Annotated in this window: 13 protein-coding genes and 1 riboswitch; of the genes, 10 read left to right on the top strand and 3 right to left on the bottom strand. The window is 65.8% G+C overall.

Annotated elements, in window-relative coordinates; genetic code table 11:
• Window positions 1-24: 24 nt before the first annotated feature.
• A complete protein-coding gene (gene dkgB, locus NMB41_RS08880) occupies window positions 25-825 on the top strand; it encodes a 2,5-didehydrogluconate reductase DkgB (RefSeq protein ID WP_494382102.1) in 801 nt (266 codons plus the stop codon).
• Here the strand turns inward: dkgB and NMB41_RS08875 are convergent.
• Window positions 822-1520, bottom strand: a complete 699-nt coding sequence (locus NMB41_RS08875; RefSeq protein ID WP_494382101.1) for a glutathione S-transferase — start codon at window positions 1518-1520, stop codon at window positions 822-824. The two genes, dkgB and NMB41_RS08875, sit on opposite strands and share 4 nt — an antisense overlap.
• Window positions 1521-1808: 288 nt before the next feature.
• Here NMB41_RS08875 and NMB41_RS08870 point away from each other — a divergent pair, with 288 nt between their 5' ends.
• Window positions 1809-2768 carry a DUF535 family protein gene (locus NMB41_RS08870; protein WP_494382100.1) on the top strand — a complete coding sequence of 320 codons (960 nt, stop codon included), beginning with the start codon at window positions 1809-1811 and terminating at the stop codon, window positions 2766-2768.
• Between the two features lie 92 nt (window positions 2769-2860).
• A riboswitch (TPP riboswitch) is annotated at window positions 2861-2958 on the top strand.
• An 88-nt stretch (window positions 2959-3046) separates the two neighbouring features.
• Complete coding sequence (locus NMB41_RS08865) at window positions 3047-5176, top strand: TonB-dependent siderophore receptor (RefSeq protein ID WP_494382099.1); 2130 nt, start codon at window positions 3047-3049, stop codon at window positions 5174-5176.
• A gap of 7 nt (window positions 5177-5183) precedes the next feature.
• Here the strand turns inward: NMB41_RS08865 and NMB41_RS08860 are convergent, their stop codons facing one another.
• Together NMB41_RS08860 and pnuC are read right to left on the bottom strand one after the other, a co-directional pair.
• Window positions 5184-5711 (bottom strand): AAA family ATPase, encoded by a 528-nt coding sequence (locus tag NMB41_RS08860; RefSeq protein WP_494382098.1) that lies wholly within the window; start codon window positions 5709-5711, stop codon window positions 5184-5186.
• The gene (gene pnuC, locus NMB41_RS08855; RefSeq protein ID WP_494382097.1) at window positions 5708-6301 is read right to left on the bottom strand and encodes a nicotinamide riboside transporter PnuC; all 594 of its coding nucleotides are present in this window, start codon (window positions 6299-6301) and stop codon (window positions 5708-5710) included. Before pnuC ends, NMB41_RS08860 begins: the two co-directional genes overlap by 4 nt.
• A 239-nt stretch (window positions 6302-6540) precedes the next feature.
• Here pnuC and NMB41_RS08850 point away from each other — a divergent pair, with 239 nt between their 5' ends.
• The 7 genes from NMB41_RS08850 (at window position 6541) to NMB41_RS08820 (ending at window position 15143) form a co-directional block, all read left to right on the top strand.
• Window positions 6541-8514 carry an alpha/beta hydrolase family protein gene (locus NMB41_RS08850; RefSeq protein WP_494382096.1) on the top strand — a complete coding sequence of 658 codons (1974 nt, stop codon included), beginning with the start codon at window positions 6541-6543 and terminating at the stop codon, window positions 8512-8514.
• A gap of 71 nt (window positions 8515-8585) precedes the next feature.
• Window positions 8586-10202, top strand: coding sequence for an alpha/beta hydrolase family protein (locus NMB41_RS08845; protein WP_494382095.1), 1617 nt, complete (start codon window positions 8586-8588; stop codon window positions 10200-10202).
• 60 nt (window positions 10203-10262) lie between these two features.
• Window positions 10263-10559: an alpha/beta hydrolase family protein gene (locus tag NMB41_RS08840; RefSeq protein ID WP_494382094.1), complete on the top strand. Its 297-nt coding sequence runs from the start codon at window positions 10263-10265 to the stop codon at window positions 10557-10559.
• A gap of 192 nt (window positions 10560-10751) precedes the next feature.
• Window positions 10752-11999, top strand: coding sequence for an efflux RND transporter periplasmic adaptor subunit (locus NMB41_RS08835; RefSeq protein WP_494382093.1), 1248 nt, complete (start codon window positions 10752-10754; stop codon window positions 11997-11999).
• A 22-nt stretch (window positions 12000-12021) separates the two neighbouring features.
• The gene (locus NMB41_RS08830) at window positions 12022-12684 is read left to right on the top strand and encodes an ABC transporter ATP-binding protein (protein WP_494382092.1); all 663 of its coding nucleotides are present in this window, start codon (window positions 12022-12024) and stop codon (window positions 12682-12684) included.
• 9 nt (window positions 12685-12693) lie between these two features.
• A complete protein-coding gene (locus tag NMB41_RS08825; protein WP_494382091.1) occupies window positions 12694-13941 on the top strand; it encodes an ABC transporter permease in 1248 nt (415 codons plus the stop codon).
• Complete coding sequence (locus NMB41_RS08820) at window positions 13941-15143, top strand: ABC transporter permease (protein WP_494382090.1); 1203 nt, start codon at window positions 13941-13943, stop codon at window positions 15141-15143. The genes NMB41_RS08825 and NMB41_RS08820 overlap by 1 nt, the downstream gene beginning before the upstream one ends.

Genomic DNA, 15143 nt, shown 5'->3' with positions numbered 1-15143 from the left:
TTTTTCACTCAAAAGGAATACACCATGCACATGCCAACCATCGGCGCCGGCACCTTCCGCCTGCAAGGCCAGACCGCCATCGACAGCGTCGCCAACGCCCTCGACCTCGGCTACCGCCACATCGATACCGCCCAGATCTATGGCAATGAGCTTGAGGTCGGCACCGCGCTCGCAAAGAGCAGCGTGGCACGCCAGGACGTCTTCGTGACGACCAAGATCTGGACCGAGCACCTCGCCGGCGACGCCCTGATTCCGAGCCTGAAAGAGAGCATGCGCAAGCTGCGCCTCGAGCAGCTCGACCTGACCCTGATCCACTGGCCCTCGCCTGGCGGCGCGGTACCGGTTGCCGAATCGATGGCGGCCCTGCTGGAAGCGCGTGAACTGGGCCTGACGCGCGCCATCGGCGTCTCCAACTTCACAATTCCCCTGATGCAGGAAGCGATTGACAGTGTCGGCGCGGCGAACATCGCCACCAACCAGGTCGAGCTGCATCCCTACCTGCAGAACCGCGCCGTCGCCGCCTTCGCGCTTGAACACGGCATCGCGCTGACGGCCTACATGCCGCTCGCTTACGGCAAGGTGCTGGACGACGCGGTCATAGGCGCCATCGCAGCACGGCTGAACGCGACGCCGGCCCGGGTCACGCTGGCCTGGTTGCTGGCCAAGGGTTTCACGGTCATCCCATCGTCGACCCGGCGCGAGAATTTGGCCAGCAACCTGGCCTCGCGCGAACTGGTGCTCAGCCCGGGCGACATCGCCGCCATCGATGCGCTCGATCGCGGCGAACGCCTGGTCAGCCCGGACTTCGGACCGCGCCGGGACTAACTGTCCAGTTCCGGGTAATGCCGGAAGATCCCTTCTTCGCTGAACGGGATCCGGCGCGGCGACGCCAGATAGGCGGCAATGCGCGGCCGCTCGGCCACGCGCCGGCGCAGCGCCGCCAGGTTCGGGTGCTTTGCCAGTGCGCGTCCGGCCGCTTTCGGGAAGGCGTAAGCAAGTCCTTCCAGCACCTGGAACAGCGACAGGTCGGCGTAGGTAATCTCTTGCCCGACCAGGTAGTCCTTCTCGCCCAGCACGCGGGCAAAGTATTTCAAAAACTTCGGGATGCGCGCCGACGTGAATTCGCCCGCGCGGCGCCGCGCTTCCTCCTGCTGGTCTTCGTAGTACAAGCCGTTGCCGACCGGGTGGTGGCTGTCGTGCGCCTCGTTGACCAGGTCGGCGATCGTCAGCTGCAGCTGGTGGGTCCAGATGCGGCCCTCCGTGTCCTGCGGCGCGAGGCCATGGCGCTCGCCCAAATACATCAAGATTGCCGCTGTCTGGCCGATTGTCATGCCGTCCGCGCGCAGGAAAGGCGGCGCGAAGCTGGGCGTAGGCCCATCCTTGAGCGCCGCCATCAGCGCGTCGACGCCGTCCGGCCCGCGCGCCACGTCTGCGTACTCTTCTCCCGTCTCTTCCAGCGCCAGCCGGACGAATTCGCCGCGGCCCTGGATGCTGGGCCAATAGAACAGTTCGTATGCCATACGTCACCTCCACAGGATGCGAAGGCCGAGTATGAAACAGAATTTCGCAAGGCCCCGCGCAAACTGCGCCATTCCCGTGCTAATCTTGCAACAAGAAAAGTTTGCCCAAGAAAACAATAGCTGCGAAAGAACATCACAATGCTGACGATGCGAACGCCGGGCGAGGATGAGTCCGCCGAAAATATTGCCACAGAGAATCTATTTCCCTTGAGCAATCGCACCGCCGGGAGCGTGCGGGTGGGACACCATGAGCCTGTCCGCAACCCGCCGTCTTCTACGGAGCGCCCCATGATCTTCGCTCACCTTACCCGCTACTGGCTGGCTCGCCGCACCGAGCTGGGTTTTTCCTCCTGGCTGCTGGCCGTGCTGCGCAGCGCGCGCGTGCTGCGCTTCTATCGCGACCACGCGGCCTTGTGCCAGCTCGACGTCTACCGCCAGCACGTGATGGCCGCGCCGAACGACGATCCCTTCCACCACCTGAGCCACCGCGGCTACCTGCTGCAGGGCCTGAGCAGCCGCCAGCGCGTGCAGTGCGTGCTCTCGCACTACCGCTTCGAAGAGACCACGTTTGATGCGGCCTACAAGGCGGCCGTGTATGGCAGCGGCGGCCTGACCCTGTGGGAGCAGACCGTCGGCACGCATGCCTTCCTGATCCGGCTCGAGATGGCCTCGCGCATGAATGCCGAAGGCGACCTGACGATTGCCCTGATTGCCGACGGCAAGGTGCTGCACCGCTTGTCCTATTCCTGGATCGAAGGCCGGATCGTCGGCGTGCCGGCGCCGCTGGTGCCTTTCGTGGCCCGCAACCAGGGCCGCTGGACCGATTCGGGCGATGCCTTCGAGGCCTTCGAGCTGTGCTTCCCGAACAATTCGCCGAGCTTCTTCTGCTTCGCGGCCATGCAGGGCCTGGCGCAGGCGGTCGGCATGGAACAGGTGCTGGCCGTGAAGTGCACTTCGCACATCGCCTACGACCCGGACGAGATCAAGCATTTCGCGAATGCCTATGACGGCTTCTGGAAGATTCTGGGCGGGGTCGAACTGCCCGGCGACGCCTGGCAGGTGAGCCTGCCCTTCTACCTCAAACCGCTAGCCGACATGCCCTCGAAGCACCGCAAGCGCGCCGCCCAGCGCCGCGACAACTGGCGCGCGATCGAAGCGAGCACGCGCGCGACGCTGCAGCGCCACTTGCTGCATGCGCGCTCGAACCACGAGCATGCCGCGCCCTTCCGGGAGACGGTCGAGGTATAAGGGGCGCCCCGGCGCGGGCGGCCGCCGAGGCATTGCCGCCGCCCACCTTCATTGACAGAAGCACCACGGCTATAAAACTCCGTGCTACACTCGCGGCTCGCTAGGGGTCCTGGAACGTGTTTCCGGGTGAGAGATACCCTTCGTACCTGATCTGGATAATGCCAGCGAAGGAAAGCGCGCCAAGCAGTTCACACCTTGTTTGCCCTTCCCCCGCGTTGGCTCCGGCTTTTTTTGAAAAAGCGTCGCGTTACTGCGCCGCTCGATCCGCGAGCACACCAATGAAACCCGTCTTCAAGCTTTCCCTCCTCGCCTGCGCCCTCGCGCAAGCCTTCGCCGTTCACGCCCAAACCGCGCAGTCGCCCACACCAGTCGCTTCGGTGCTGGTCACCGGCAGCAAAGAAGCCGCCGGCGGGCGCGCCAGCATCGGCGGCTTCGCCGACCTGCCCCTGATGGACATTCCGGCCTCGGTCGTGGCCTTCGACCGCAGCCAGATGCAGGACCTGTCGATCCGCTCGGCCACCGATGCCGCGCAGTACGACGCCTCGGTCGGCGACGCCTACAACGCGGTCGGCTATGCCGAGCAGTTCTCGGTGCGCGGCTTCAAACTGAACAACAACTCGGGCTACCGCAAGGACGGCATCGCGATCGCGGCCGACACCCAGATCCCGATGGAAAACAAGGAGCGCTTCGAGCTGCTCAAGGGCGTGGCCGGCTTGCAGGCAGGCCTGGCGGCGCCGGGCGGCGTGCTGAATTTCGTGACCAAACGTCCGCTTGACGCGCCCCTGCGTTCGGCGACCGTCGAAGCGCGCGAGCGCGGCAGCCTGCACGGCGAGTTCGACCTCGGCGGCCGCTTCGAGGATACGCGTTTCGGCTACCGCATCAATGCCGCCGCCGACCGCCTGCGTTCCTACGTGAAGGGCGCCGACGGCAAGCGGCAGTTTGCCTCCGCCGCTTTTGACTGGCAGATCAGCCCCGACGCGCGCCTCGACCTGGACATGGACTTCCAGCACAAGGAGCAGATCACCGCGCCCGGCTACCAGCTTACCCGCGGCGTCGACCTGCCGGCCAACATCTCGCCCAAAACCCTGCTCAACGCCCAGCCCTGGACCCGCCCCGTCGACACCGACAGCGCCAACCTCGGCCTGCGCTTCGCCTACCGCCTGAACACCGAATGGAATGCGACGGTCAGCGCCAACAAGCACTGGTTCAAGCGCGACGACTACACCGCCTTCCCTTACGGCTGCAGCAACGAGGGCGAGGGTTACTATCCGGGCTATTGCGGCAATGGCGACTTCGACGTCTACGACTACCAGAGCGTGGGCGAGCGCAAGACGCCCTTCGGCCTGCAGGCCCAGCTCCAGGGCCGCTTCGCCAGCGGCGCCCTGCGCCACCTGCTGACCTTCGGCGCCAGCTATGCCGAGCGCCACAACAGCTACGGCGACTATGTCTACGACTACGCCGGCTACAGCAACATCTACAATCCGCTGGTCACCGAGCCGGCGCCGGGCAACCCGCGCACGGGGCCGGTCTACGAGCGCTTCCGTGACCGCGAGCGCGCCGTCTACGTGCAGGACATCGTCACCCTCTCGCCGCAACTGGCCCTGCACGCCGGCCTGCGCTTCGTAAAAATCGACAGCGACCAGCAACCCGAATCGGCCCTGCCATGGGTAGCAGACAAAGCCTCGTTCACGCTGCCGAACGTCTCGCTGGTGTACAGCCCGACCCGCAACTGGAATGTCTACGGCACGCTCGCGCACGGGCTCGAGTCCGGCGGCGTGGCGCCGATCGAAACGACGAATGCGAACCAGGACCTGGGACCGAACCGCTCGAAGCAGCTCGAGTTCGGCGTGAAAGGCATTGCGGGCGATGGCGTCTCGCTCAGCGCCGCCGTGTTCCAGATCACCACGGGCCTCGAATACACCGATGCAACCGAGACCTTTGTGCGCAATGGCGAGCGCAATCACCGCGGCCTGGAATTGTCGGCGCAGCGCGCGGCGAATGGCCTGGCCTATGGCGCTTCGCTGATGGCGCTGCGCGCACGCCAGCAGGACACGGGCGACGCCACCCTGGACGGCAAGCGCGTCACCAACGTGCCGGAACTGAAGACGACCGTCTGGGGCGAATATGCCGTGGCGGCGGTGCCGGGACTGAAGCTCAACGGCCAGTGGCAGTACGCCGGCAAGAAGACCTTCGACCCGGAGAACACGGTCGACGTGCCGGGCTACCACCTGTTCGGCGTGGGCGCTGCGTATGGCATGAAGATGGGGTCGACGCAGGTCACGCTGCGCGCGCGGGTGGACAACCTGTTCGACAAATTCTACTGGCGCGACGTCACCCAGGACTTGGGCGGCTACCTGCTGCCGGGCGCACCGCGCACGCTGCGCGTGTCGGCCCAGTTCGACTTCTGACAGGGATTTACAGCGGCGGCGCCAGCACCTTGAGCGCCGCCTCCACCTGCCGCAGCCTGTGCGGCAGGTCCCCGTCCACCAGCACGAAGCGCACTCCCCGCGCATCCAGTTCCTCCACCAGCAGCGCAAACACCCGCTGGCGCATTTCTTCCGATTCGCGCATCAGGCCGTCCGCGATCCAGGGCGTGTCCGGCGCCGTCACCAGGGTCAGCGCGTAGTCGTGGCTCGCGGCCAGTTGCGCAAGCTGCGCGTCGACCCTGCCCCAGTACACCCGGCTGTAGAGCGCCGTCATCAAAGGCGTCGTGTCGCAGAACAGGAAGCCGTTCGCTTCCAGCGCAGCCGCGTCTTCGCGTGCACGCTGGGTGCGGGCAATCCCGTACTGGTCCGACTCATAAGGCACGCGGCCCTGCGTGTCGACGAATTCGCGCAGGTATTCGGGTACCCAGAGTGTCTCGTAGCGCCGCGCCAGCGCGACGCACAGGGTCGACTTGCCCGACGATTCCGCGCCCAGCACGGCGATGCGGCGCAGCGTCATGGCGCCACCCGCGCGACCTTGCTCCATTCGCGCAGCCCGCGCCAGGCCAGCACAACGAAGACCGCATACAGCACCGCCGTCACGTGCAGGTCCTTGAAGATGTAGAGGCCCACGTAGAGCACGTCGACAATCACCCATACATGCCAGTTCTCGACTTTCTTGCGCGCCAGGAGCAGCTGGCCGACCAGGCTGCCCGCGGTGAGGAAGCCGTCGATATGGGGGACGTCGGTGTTGGTCCAGGTCTTCAGGAACCAGGACAGCGCCAGGAAGGCCGCAGCCCAGCCTCCCAGGGCCCAGGCAATGGCCGTGCGGTCCAGGTGCGTGACGACCAGCTTCGTCTCGCCGCTGCCGCGCAGCCACTGCCACCAGCCCCATACCGAGGCGGCGATGAAGACCAGCTGCAGGCCGCTGTCGCCGTACAGGCGGGCGTCGAAAAAGACGACCGCATACGTGGCCGAAGAGACGATCGAGAACAGCCAGGCCCAATGGTTCTGGCGGATGTTGAGCAGCACTGTCGTCACCGCGAGGGCAAACGAGATCAGTTCGAGCGGAGTGGTGCTGAAACCAGCGAAAGCGAGGGCGTCGTTCATGCGCAGCGGCGATCAGGTCCGGCAGGCAGGCATGCGCGCCAGGAACATGGTCGATTAGGTGGAGAGATGATAGCCATCGGGCCGGCGAGTATGCACGCTGCGCAATGTTAATGCAACGCAAGCGGAATGGTCGTATCAAAACAACATGTTGCCATAAAGATTTTTATTTCTGGAAATATTTTCCTTATACTCGATGATTCCTTGAGTGAATTTTTAACAAGATGATCGGAGAGGTTTCGATGCGTTTGCATGTCGCTGCACTGTACGCCGCCGTTCTCGCGGCCCAGCCGGCCCTCGCCCAGTCCACGGCCGGCGCGGCCCAGGTGCCCCTCGCCGCCTTTGTGCACGAGGACCAGTTCTCCAATCCGCGCCTCTCGCCCGACGGTAAGCACATCGCCATTACCGCGCGCGTCCCGAGCGGCGACCGCTTCATCCCCGTCCTGATGATGTATTCGGTGCCGGACATGCAGATCACCGGTGCGATCCGCTTCCCCGTGTTCGAGGTGCCGGTCGCCTATCACTGGGTCAGCCCGACCCGGCTGGTCGTGGCCAAGGGCCGCGAATTCGGCTCGCGCGAGGCGCCGCAGGCGACCGGCGAAATCGTCGCTACCGACATCGATGGCAAGAAGCAGGAATACCTGTTCGGCTACCGCATGCGCAATCAGTCCAGCCGCGGGGATCGCTACGGCAACGACCGCGGCTTCGGCTATGTCGAGGACGTATCGGAGAAGCGCGACGGGCGCGTCTTCATTACCAGCCGCGCGTGGGAGGGCAACCACAGCATGCTCTATGACGTCGACTCGATCAAGGGCACGCGCACGCTGGTGGCCGACCTGCCGATGCAGGACCTGACCTTCATCCTGCAGCACAGCGGCAAGCCGCGCTTTGCGATCGGGGTGGACGACGAGTCGCGCGCGGTCGAGTTCCGTTTCGACGACGCCAGCGGCCGCTGGAACAAGATCGAAAAAGATGCCGGCAGCCGCTACCGTCCTTTCTATTTCAGCGCCGACGACAGCGAGTTCATCGCCAATCACTCGGCCACCGGCGGGCCCGATACCCTGATCCGCGAAAACCTGGCCACCGGCCAGCGCACCACGCTGTTTTCGGACCCGGTCGGCAGCTATACCGCGCCGCTCTACAGCAGCGCGTCCCTGCCCTTCGGCGCCCATTCCGCGGTCGGCATCCCGCGCGTGCGCTACTTCGACGACAAGAGCGTAGACGCCCAGCTGCACCAAATGCTGAGCGCGCAATTCCCGGGCCAGTACCTGCACTTCATCGACTTCAGCGACGACGGCAAGCTGCTCCTGTTCAGCGTGAAGAGCGACCGCGACCCCGGCTCTTACTACCTGTTCAACCGGGCCACGATGAAGGCCGACATGCTGTTCTCGGCCATGGAGGCGATCGATCCTGCGCACATGTCGGAAAGGCGCCCGATCAGCCTGAAGGCGCGCGACGGCCTCGAACTGCACGGCTTCATGACCATGCCCGCACACGCGCCAGGGACCAGGCTGCCCTTGGTGGTGCTGCCGCACGGCGGACCGCATGGACCCTCCGACCGCTGGTTCTTCGACGAGGACGCCCAGTTCCTGGCCAGCCGCGGCTATGCGGTGCTGCAGCTGAACTTCCGCGGCTCCGGCGGGCGCGGCGTCAACTTCCAGCAAGCGGGCTACCGCCAGTGGGGCGGCAAGATCATCGACGACCTCGAAGACGCGACGCGCTGGGCGGTGGCCCAGGGCGAAGTCGACGGCGCCCGCGTGTGCGCCTATGGCGCCAGCTTCGGTGCCTATGCATCGATGATGCTGGCCGCGCGCGACCCGGCAACCTACAAGTGCGCCGTCGGCTATGTCGGCGTGTATGACCTGACATTGCTGGGCAAGGCGCAGAACGAACGCACCGATACCTATATGGCCAACACGATGCGCAAGTACATCGGCGACGACCGCGCGGAACTCGACCGCATTTCGCCGGTCAAGCTGGCGGCAAAAATCAACTCGCCCGTGCTGCTGGTCCACGGCGGCAATGACAGGCGCGCGCCGGTCGAACATGCGCATGCGATGCGCGCCGCGCTCACCACCGCAGGCCGCCCGCCCGAATGGTTCCTGGCACCCAACGAGGGCCACGGCTTCTACGACACCGCCAACCGTACCGCCTTTTACGAAAAACTTCAGGCTTTCCTGGACCGGAACATCGGCAAGGGAGCGGCGCCGAAATAAGGCCGCCCGCACCGCCTGCCATGTCAATCAACCACGCGTGCATTCTTGAAAAGATGATCGGAGACGTTTCCATGCGCTTGCATTTCGCTGTCCTTTACGCCGCCCTTCTCGCGGCCCAGCCGGCCCTGGCCCAATCCACGGCCGCCCCGGCCCAGGTGCCCCTTGCCGACTTCGTCCACGAGAACCAGTATTACAATCCGCGCCTCGCGCCTGACGGCAAGCACATCGCCATCACCGAGCGCGTACCGGACGGCGACCGCTTCATTCCCGTCCTGAAGATGTATTCGCTGCCGGACATGAAGCTCACCGGCGCGATCCGCTTCCCTGTCTTCGAGGTGCCGGCCAACTATTACTGGGCCAGCGCGACCCGGCTGGTCGTGGCCAAGGGCCGCGAATTCGGTTCGCTCGAGGGGCCGCAGGCCACCGGCGAGATCGTCGCCACCGACATCGACGGCAAGAAGCAGGAATACCTGTTCGGCTACCGCATGCGCCAGCAGTCGCGGCGCGGCGAGCACTATGGCGATGACCGCAGCTTCGGCTATGTCCAGGACATTTCGAAACAGCGCGACGGGCGCGTCTACGTCACCGGCCACGACTGGGAAACCAGTCACAGTGCCCTCTACGAGATCGACTCGGCCAGGGCCTCGCGCAAGCTGCTGGCCGACCTGCCGATGGGGGACCTGACCTTCATCCTGCAGCACAACGGCCAGCCGCGCTTCGCGTTCGGGGTCGACGACAAGACGCACGCCGTCGAGTTCCGCTTCGACGACGCCAGCGGACGCTGGAACAAGATCGAAAAAGACACGGGCCGCCGCTACCGGCCTTTCTATATCAGCCCGGACGACCGTGATTTCATCGCCATCCACTCGGCCAAGGGCGAGCCCGATACCCTGATCAAGGAAAACCTGGCGAGCGGCCAGCGCACCTCCCTGTTCGCCGATCCGGTCGGCAGCGTGACCGGGCTGCTCTTCACCAGCGCCTCCCTGCCCTTCGGCGCCTATTCCGCGATCGGCATTCCGAACGTCCGCTATTTTGACGAGAATAGCGCCGAGGCCCAGCTGCACAAGAAGCTCAGCGCCCAGTTCCCGGGCCAGCACCTGCACTTCATCGACTTCAGCGACGACGGCAAGCTGCTCCTGTTCAGCGTGAAGAGCGACCGCGATCCCGGCGCCTATTACCTGTTCAACCGGACGACGATGAAGGCGAGCATGCTGTTCGCGGCGATGGATGCGATCGATCCGGAGCGCATGGCGGAGCGGCGCCCGATCAGCCTGAAGGCGCGCGACGGCCTCGACCTGCACGGCTTCATGACCATGCCCGCGCACGCGGCCGGGACCAGGCTGCCGCTGGTGGTGCTGCCGCACGGCGGACCGCACGGCCCCTCCGATGACTGGTTCTTCGACGAGGACGCCCAGTTCCTGGCCAGCCGCGGCTATGCGGTGCTGCAGCTGAACTTCCGTGGTTCCGGCGGGCGCGGCGTCAACTTCCAGGAGGCGGGCTACCGCCAGTGGGGCGGCAAGATCATCGACGACCTCGAAGACGCGACGCGCTGGGCGGTGGCCCAGGGCGAAGTCGACGGCGCCCGCGTGTGCGCCTATGGCGCCAGCTTCGGCGCCTATGCATCGATGATGCTGGCCGCGCGCGACCCGGCGACCTACAAGTGCGCCGTCGGCTATGTCGGCGTGTAAGACCTGAAACTGCTGGGCAAGGCGCAGAACGAACGCACCGATACCTACCTGGCCAACACGATGCGCAAATACATCGGCGACGACCGCGCGGAACTCGACCGCATTTCGCCGGTCAAGCTGGGCGCGAAAATCACCTCGCCCGTCATGCTGGTCCACGGCGGCAAGGACACGCGCGCGCCGGTCGAACATGCGCACGCGATGCGCGCCGCCTTGACCGCCGCCGGCCGCCCGCCGGAATGGTTCCTGGTCGCGGACGAAGGCCACGGTTTCTACAACACGGCCAACCGCACCGCGTTCTACGAAAAGCTCGAAGCCTTCCTCGGGCGCCACATCGGCAAGGCGCCGGCCGCAAAATAAGCGGTAGTGCAGGCGATGTCCCGGACAGCCGCGGCGCCCAGCGCCGCGGTATTTTTTTCGCGCCACTGCCCGGATCCGGACACTGGTGCCCGCAGGCGGGCAGGCAAGGCCCTGCCCTGGCCACGCACACGGGGCAAACGGAGCTGGCACGGCCCTTGCAATACAAGCGGCAAGACCCACTGCACCCCGACCATGGACCAAGCCCTCGACCCAGCAATTCTTCAACGCCGCCGCCGCATCCGCATGCTGGCAGGCGCCCTCCTGGCTGCCAGCCTGGCCGGCGCCGCCTGGGGCGTGAACCGCGTGCTGCGTCCCAGCCTCGATGCCACCGACATCGTCGTCTCGACCGTGCGCCGCGGCGACGTCGCCAACACCGTCAACGCCGCCGGCGTCGTCATTCCCGTGCACGAGGAAGTCGTGGCCAGCCCGGCCGCCAGCCGCGTGGCGAAAGTGCACGCCAAGCCGGGGCAGCAGGTGGCGCAGGGCGAACTGCTGCTCGAACTCGACGACCGCGAGATCCGCCTCGCGCTGGAGGCCTTGCAGGAGCAGCTGGCGCAACAGGAAAACCGCGTCCAGGTGCTGGCGGTCGAACTCGACCAGAAACGCAAGCAGCTCACCAGCAGCATCGAACTGCTCGAACTGGACCTGCTGTCGGCGCGCGCGCGCCACGAGCGCAACCAGAAGCTGCGCCAGAGCGGCCTGGTATCGGGCGAAGACCTGCTGGGCGCGGAACTGAACGTCAAGCGCACCGAAATCCAGCTGCGCCAGCATCGCGAACAGCTGGTCGATGCGCGCCGCGCCACCGACGGCAGCATCGGCGCCGCCAACTTGCAAAAGGCGATCCTGCTTAAACAGATCGCACAGCAGGAAGGCCTGCTGGCGCGGGCCCGCGTGCGTGCGCCGATCAAGGGCATGCTCACCTCGCTGGTCCAGGAAGAAGGCGCCAGCGTCGGCGCCGGCCAGCTGCTGGCGCGCGTCTCGGAGCTGAACAACTACCGGGTCGAAGCGACCCTGTCCGATTTCCACGCGCGCCTGCTGTCCCCCGGCCAGCTGGTGCGCGTCGAGCAGAACGGCGAGCGGCTGGCCGGCCGTGTACACACGATCCTGCCCGAGATCCAGAACGGCACCGTCAAGCTGCTGGTCGAACTGGCGCAGCCGCACAACCCGCTCCTGCGCAACAAGATGCGGGTCGACGTGAACATCGTCACCGCGCAGAAGACCGGCGTACTGGTGATCGATTCCGGCGCGGCCTTCAACGGCAGAGGGCGCCAGGATGCGTTCGCGGTCATTGATGGCATGGCGCGCAGGACCACCCTGCAACTCGGCAGCAGCGACGGCAAATTGGTCGAAGTCATGGCTGGCGCAAAATCCGGCGAGCGCTTCATCGTCTCCGATACCAAGGCCTACGCCCAGCAGGACAGCATCCGCATCTCCGATTAACGACAACAACACGAGCGAGCCCATGATCCGCCTGAACAAAGTTAGCAAGACCTACCGCACCGACAAGGTGGAAACCCTGGCCCTGAAGGACGTCGACCTGCACGTCAAAAAAGGCGAATTCGTCGCCATGATGGGGCCCAGCGGCTGCGGCAAGAGCACCCTGCTGAACCTGATTGGCCTGCTCGACCGGCCCGGCCAGGGCAGCATCGAAGTCGATGGCGTCCCGATCACGCGCTACCGCGACAAACAGGTGGCGGGGCTGCGCAACAGCACCTTCGGCTTCATCTTCCAGAGCTTTCACCTGATTCCCGACCTGCGCGTGATCGACAATGTCGAACTGCCGCTGCTGTACCGCAAAATGGCCGCAGGCGAACGCCGCGCACTGGCGCGCGCGGCACTTGAAAAAGTGGGCCTCGGCGCACGCATGGACCACTATCCGAACCAGCTCTCGGGCGGCCAGCAGCAACGCGTGGCGATCGCGCGCGCCATCGTCGGCCGGCCGCAGGTGCTGCTGGCCGACGAGCCGACCGGTAACCTCGACAGCAAGATGGGCGAGGAAGTGATGGACATCCTCCTGAAACTGAACGAGGAAGGCACGACCGTCGTCATGGTCACCCACGACGAACGCGACGCGCGCCGCACCAACCGCATCGTGCGCGTGTTCGACGGCCAGATGGTCGCATAAGGGGCCGCCATGTTCCGCAACTATCTTCTCACCGCATGGAAGGTCTTCATGCGCCGCAAGCTCTTCACGGCGATCAACCTGCTGTGCATCGTGCTGACCCTGGTGGTGCTGATGGTGATCGCCTCCCTGCTCGAGACGGCCTTCCGCCCTTCCGGCGTCGAGGGCAAGAGCGACCGCTTCCTGCAAGTGCTGATGATGCGCATGGAAAGCCCCGACGGGACCCGCCGCAGCAGCACGCCGCCCGGCTTCAAGCTGATCGAGAAATACCTGAAACCGATGCCGGGGGTCGAGCGCGTCGCCACCGTCACCCTGCCCACAGCGCAATCGGTCTACCAGGGCGCAGCCGTGAGCGAGGTCCAGATGCGCCGCGCCGACGCCGACTACTGGAAGGTGCTCGACTTCAGGCTGCTGGCCGGGCGCCTGCCGAACGCGCTCGACGACGCCGCCGGGCGCATGATCGTGGTGCTCAACGCATCGACCGCGCTGCGCCTCTTCCCTGGCGAGCCGAAGGCCGCGCTCGGCCAGCGCATCGACGTCGGCGGCCAGGTGTTCGAAGTCGTCGGCGTGGTCGAGGACGCAATGCACCTGAATGCGTTTGCCGACATCTGGGTGCCGATCTCCACCTTCGCCTCGAGCGGCTACCGCAACGAACTGACCGGCATGTTCACGGCGCTGATCCTGGCCGACAGCGCGGCCGACCTGCCGCGCGTGCGCGAACAGGTCGCGCGCATCTCCGCCGGCGTGGTCCACGACGACCCGAAAGAATGGAAGACGATCCGCTTCTGGGCCGACAGCAAGCTCGATCTGTTCGCCCGCATCCTGACCAGCAGCGACGAGAGCAGCGACTCCGGAGCCGGCAAGCTGCTCACTGGGATCGTGGTGGCGATGCTGGTCTTCATGCTGCTGCCGGCCCTGAACCTGGTCAACCTGAACACCGGCCGCATCATGGAGCGGCGCGCCGAGATCGGCGTGCGCAAGGCCTTCGGCGCCACCAGCGGCCAGCTCGCGGTGCAGCTGGTGATCGAGAATGTGCTGCTCTGCCTGGCCGGAGGCCTGATCGCCCTGGGCGTCACCGCCCTGGTCCTCGCCTGGCTCGAGGGCGCCGGCCTGATTCCCTACCTGAAGGTCGACCTGAACCTCGCCGTCTTCGGCTGGGGCATGCTGATCGCCACCGTCTTCGGCCTGCTCTCCGGCGTCCTGCCCGCCTGGAAGATGTCGCGCCTCGATCCCGTCCATGCCCTGAAGGGAGCCATCTGATGTTCCGCCATTTGTTGAAACTGACCTGGAAGCGCAAGTCCAGGAACCTGATGCTCAGCCTCGAGATCCTGCTCGCCTTCGCCATCGTCTTCGGCGTTGCCGCCTTCGGCCTGCGCTATGCGCAGCTGTACCGGATGCCGCTGGGTTTCGAGGGCGCCGACGTGTGGTCGGTCTCGATCGAGTCCGGCCATCACCTCGAAGGCCGCATCGACCCGGCGCGCTACGACGGTTTGCGGCGCGGCCTGTCCGAACTGCCGGAAGTGGCCGGCGTCGCATTCGCCAGCTTCGAGCCCTACGCGATGTCGACCATGTCCAGCGACCTGCGCCGCAATGGCGGCAGCGGCAAGCAGGTGCCGACCGAAATGGTCGAAGCCGACGACGCCCTGGCCGCCGTGCTGGGACTGAACCTGGTCGACGGCCGCTGGTTTTCCGAGCGCGATAACGGCAGCGCGCAACGGCCGGTCGTCATCAACCGCCGCATGGCAGAGGCCATGTTCCCCGGCGAGCGCGCGCTTGGCCAACAGTTCGTCGACGGCGAAGGCGCGAAAATCGAAACGACCTACCGCGTGGTCGGCGTGGTCGACGACTACCGCGCCAAGGGTGAGCTGGCCGCGCCCGTCAACTTCGTCTTCATGCGCTTCGAGGCCGGCAAGAACGACCGCGACGCCCGCACCATCCTGCTCAAGCTGAAACCCGGCACCACGCGCGATTTCGAGCGGCGCCTGAACACCCGCCTGAAACTGATCCACAACGACTGGACCTACCAGATCGCGCCCTTGACCAGCACGCGCGCGTCGATGATGAAGTCACGCATGGTCCCGCTGATCGTGGTCGGCGTGATCGCCTCCTTCATGCTGCTGATGGTCGCCTTCGGCCTGTTCGGCGCGCTGTGGCAGAACACCACCCAGCGCATCCCCGAGATCGGACTGCGCCGCGCACTGGGCGCCAGCGCCGGCGGGATCTACCGCCAGATCGTGGCCGAACAGTTCCTGCTCAGCTCCATCGCCATTGCGTTCGGCCTGGTGCTGCTGGTCCAGCTGCCGCTGACCGGCGTGCTCGGCGAAAGCCTGAACTGGAGCGTCTTCGGCGCCGCGGCGCTGCTGTCGATGGCCGTGATCTATCTGATATCCTCGCTCTGCGCGCTGTACCCGGGCTGGCGCGCCAGCCGCCTGTCGCCAACCGAAGCGCTGCACTACGAATAG

The organism is Massilia sp. FBCC-B171 (assembly GCF_059134155.1).
The sequence above is the reverse complement of the archived record's forward strand: the minus strand, read 5'-3'. Positions and strand labels throughout refer to the sequence as shown.

Excerpts from the sequence above, each read along its gene's own strand:
- dkgB (WP_494382102.1), top strand. The coding sequence starts at position 25 with ATGCACATGCCAACCATCGGCGCCGGCACCTTCCGCCTGCAAGGCCAG.
- NMB41_RS08875 (WP_494382101.1), bottom strand. The coding sequence starts at position 1,520 with ATGGCATACGAACTGTTCTATTGGCCCAGCATCCAGGGCCGCGGCGAA.
- NMB41_RS08870 (WP_494382100.1), top strand. The coding sequence starts at position 1,809 with ATGATCTTCGCTCACCTTACCCGCTACTGGCTGGCTCGCCGCACCGAG.
- NMB41_RS08865 (WP_494382099.1), top strand. The coding sequence starts at position 3,047 with ATGAAACCCGTCTTCAAGCTTTCCCTCCTCGCCTGCGCCCTCGCGCAA.
- NMB41_RS08860 (WP_494382098.1), bottom strand. The coding sequence starts at position 5,711 with ATGACGCTGCGCCGCATCGCCGTGCTGGGCGCGGAATCGTCGGGCAAG.
- pnuC (WP_494382097.1), bottom strand. The coding sequence starts at position 6,301 with ATGAACGACGCCCTCGCTTTCGCTGGTTTCAGCACCACTCCGCTCGAA.
- NMB41_RS08850 (WP_494382096.1), top strand. The coding sequence starts at position 6,541 with ATGCGTTTGCATGTCGCTGCACTGTACGCCGCCGTTCTCGCGGCCCAG.
- NMB41_RS08845 (WP_494382095.1), top strand. The coding sequence starts at position 8,586 with ATGCGCTTGCATTTCGCTGTCCTTTACGCCGCCCTTCTCGCGGCCCAG.
- NMB41_RS08840 (WP_494382094.1), top strand. The coding sequence starts at position 10,263 with ATGCGCAAATACATCGGCGACGACCGCGCGGAACTCGACCGCATTTCG.
- NMB41_RS08835 (WP_494382093.1), top strand. The coding sequence starts at position 10,752 with ATGGACCAAGCCCTCGACCCAGCAATTCTTCAACGCCGCCGCCGCATC.
- NMB41_RS08830 (WP_494382092.1), top strand. The coding sequence starts at position 12,022 with ATGATCCGCCTGAACAAAGTTAGCAAGACCTACCGCACCGACAAGGTG.
- NMB41_RS08825 (WP_494382091.1), top strand. The coding sequence starts at position 12,694 with ATGTTCCGCAACTATCTTCTCACCGCATGGAAGGTCTTCATGCGCCGC.
- NMB41_RS08820 (WP_494382090.1), top strand. The coding sequence starts at position 13,941 with ATGTTCCGCCATTTGTTGAAACTGACCTGGAAGCGCAAGTCCAGGAAC.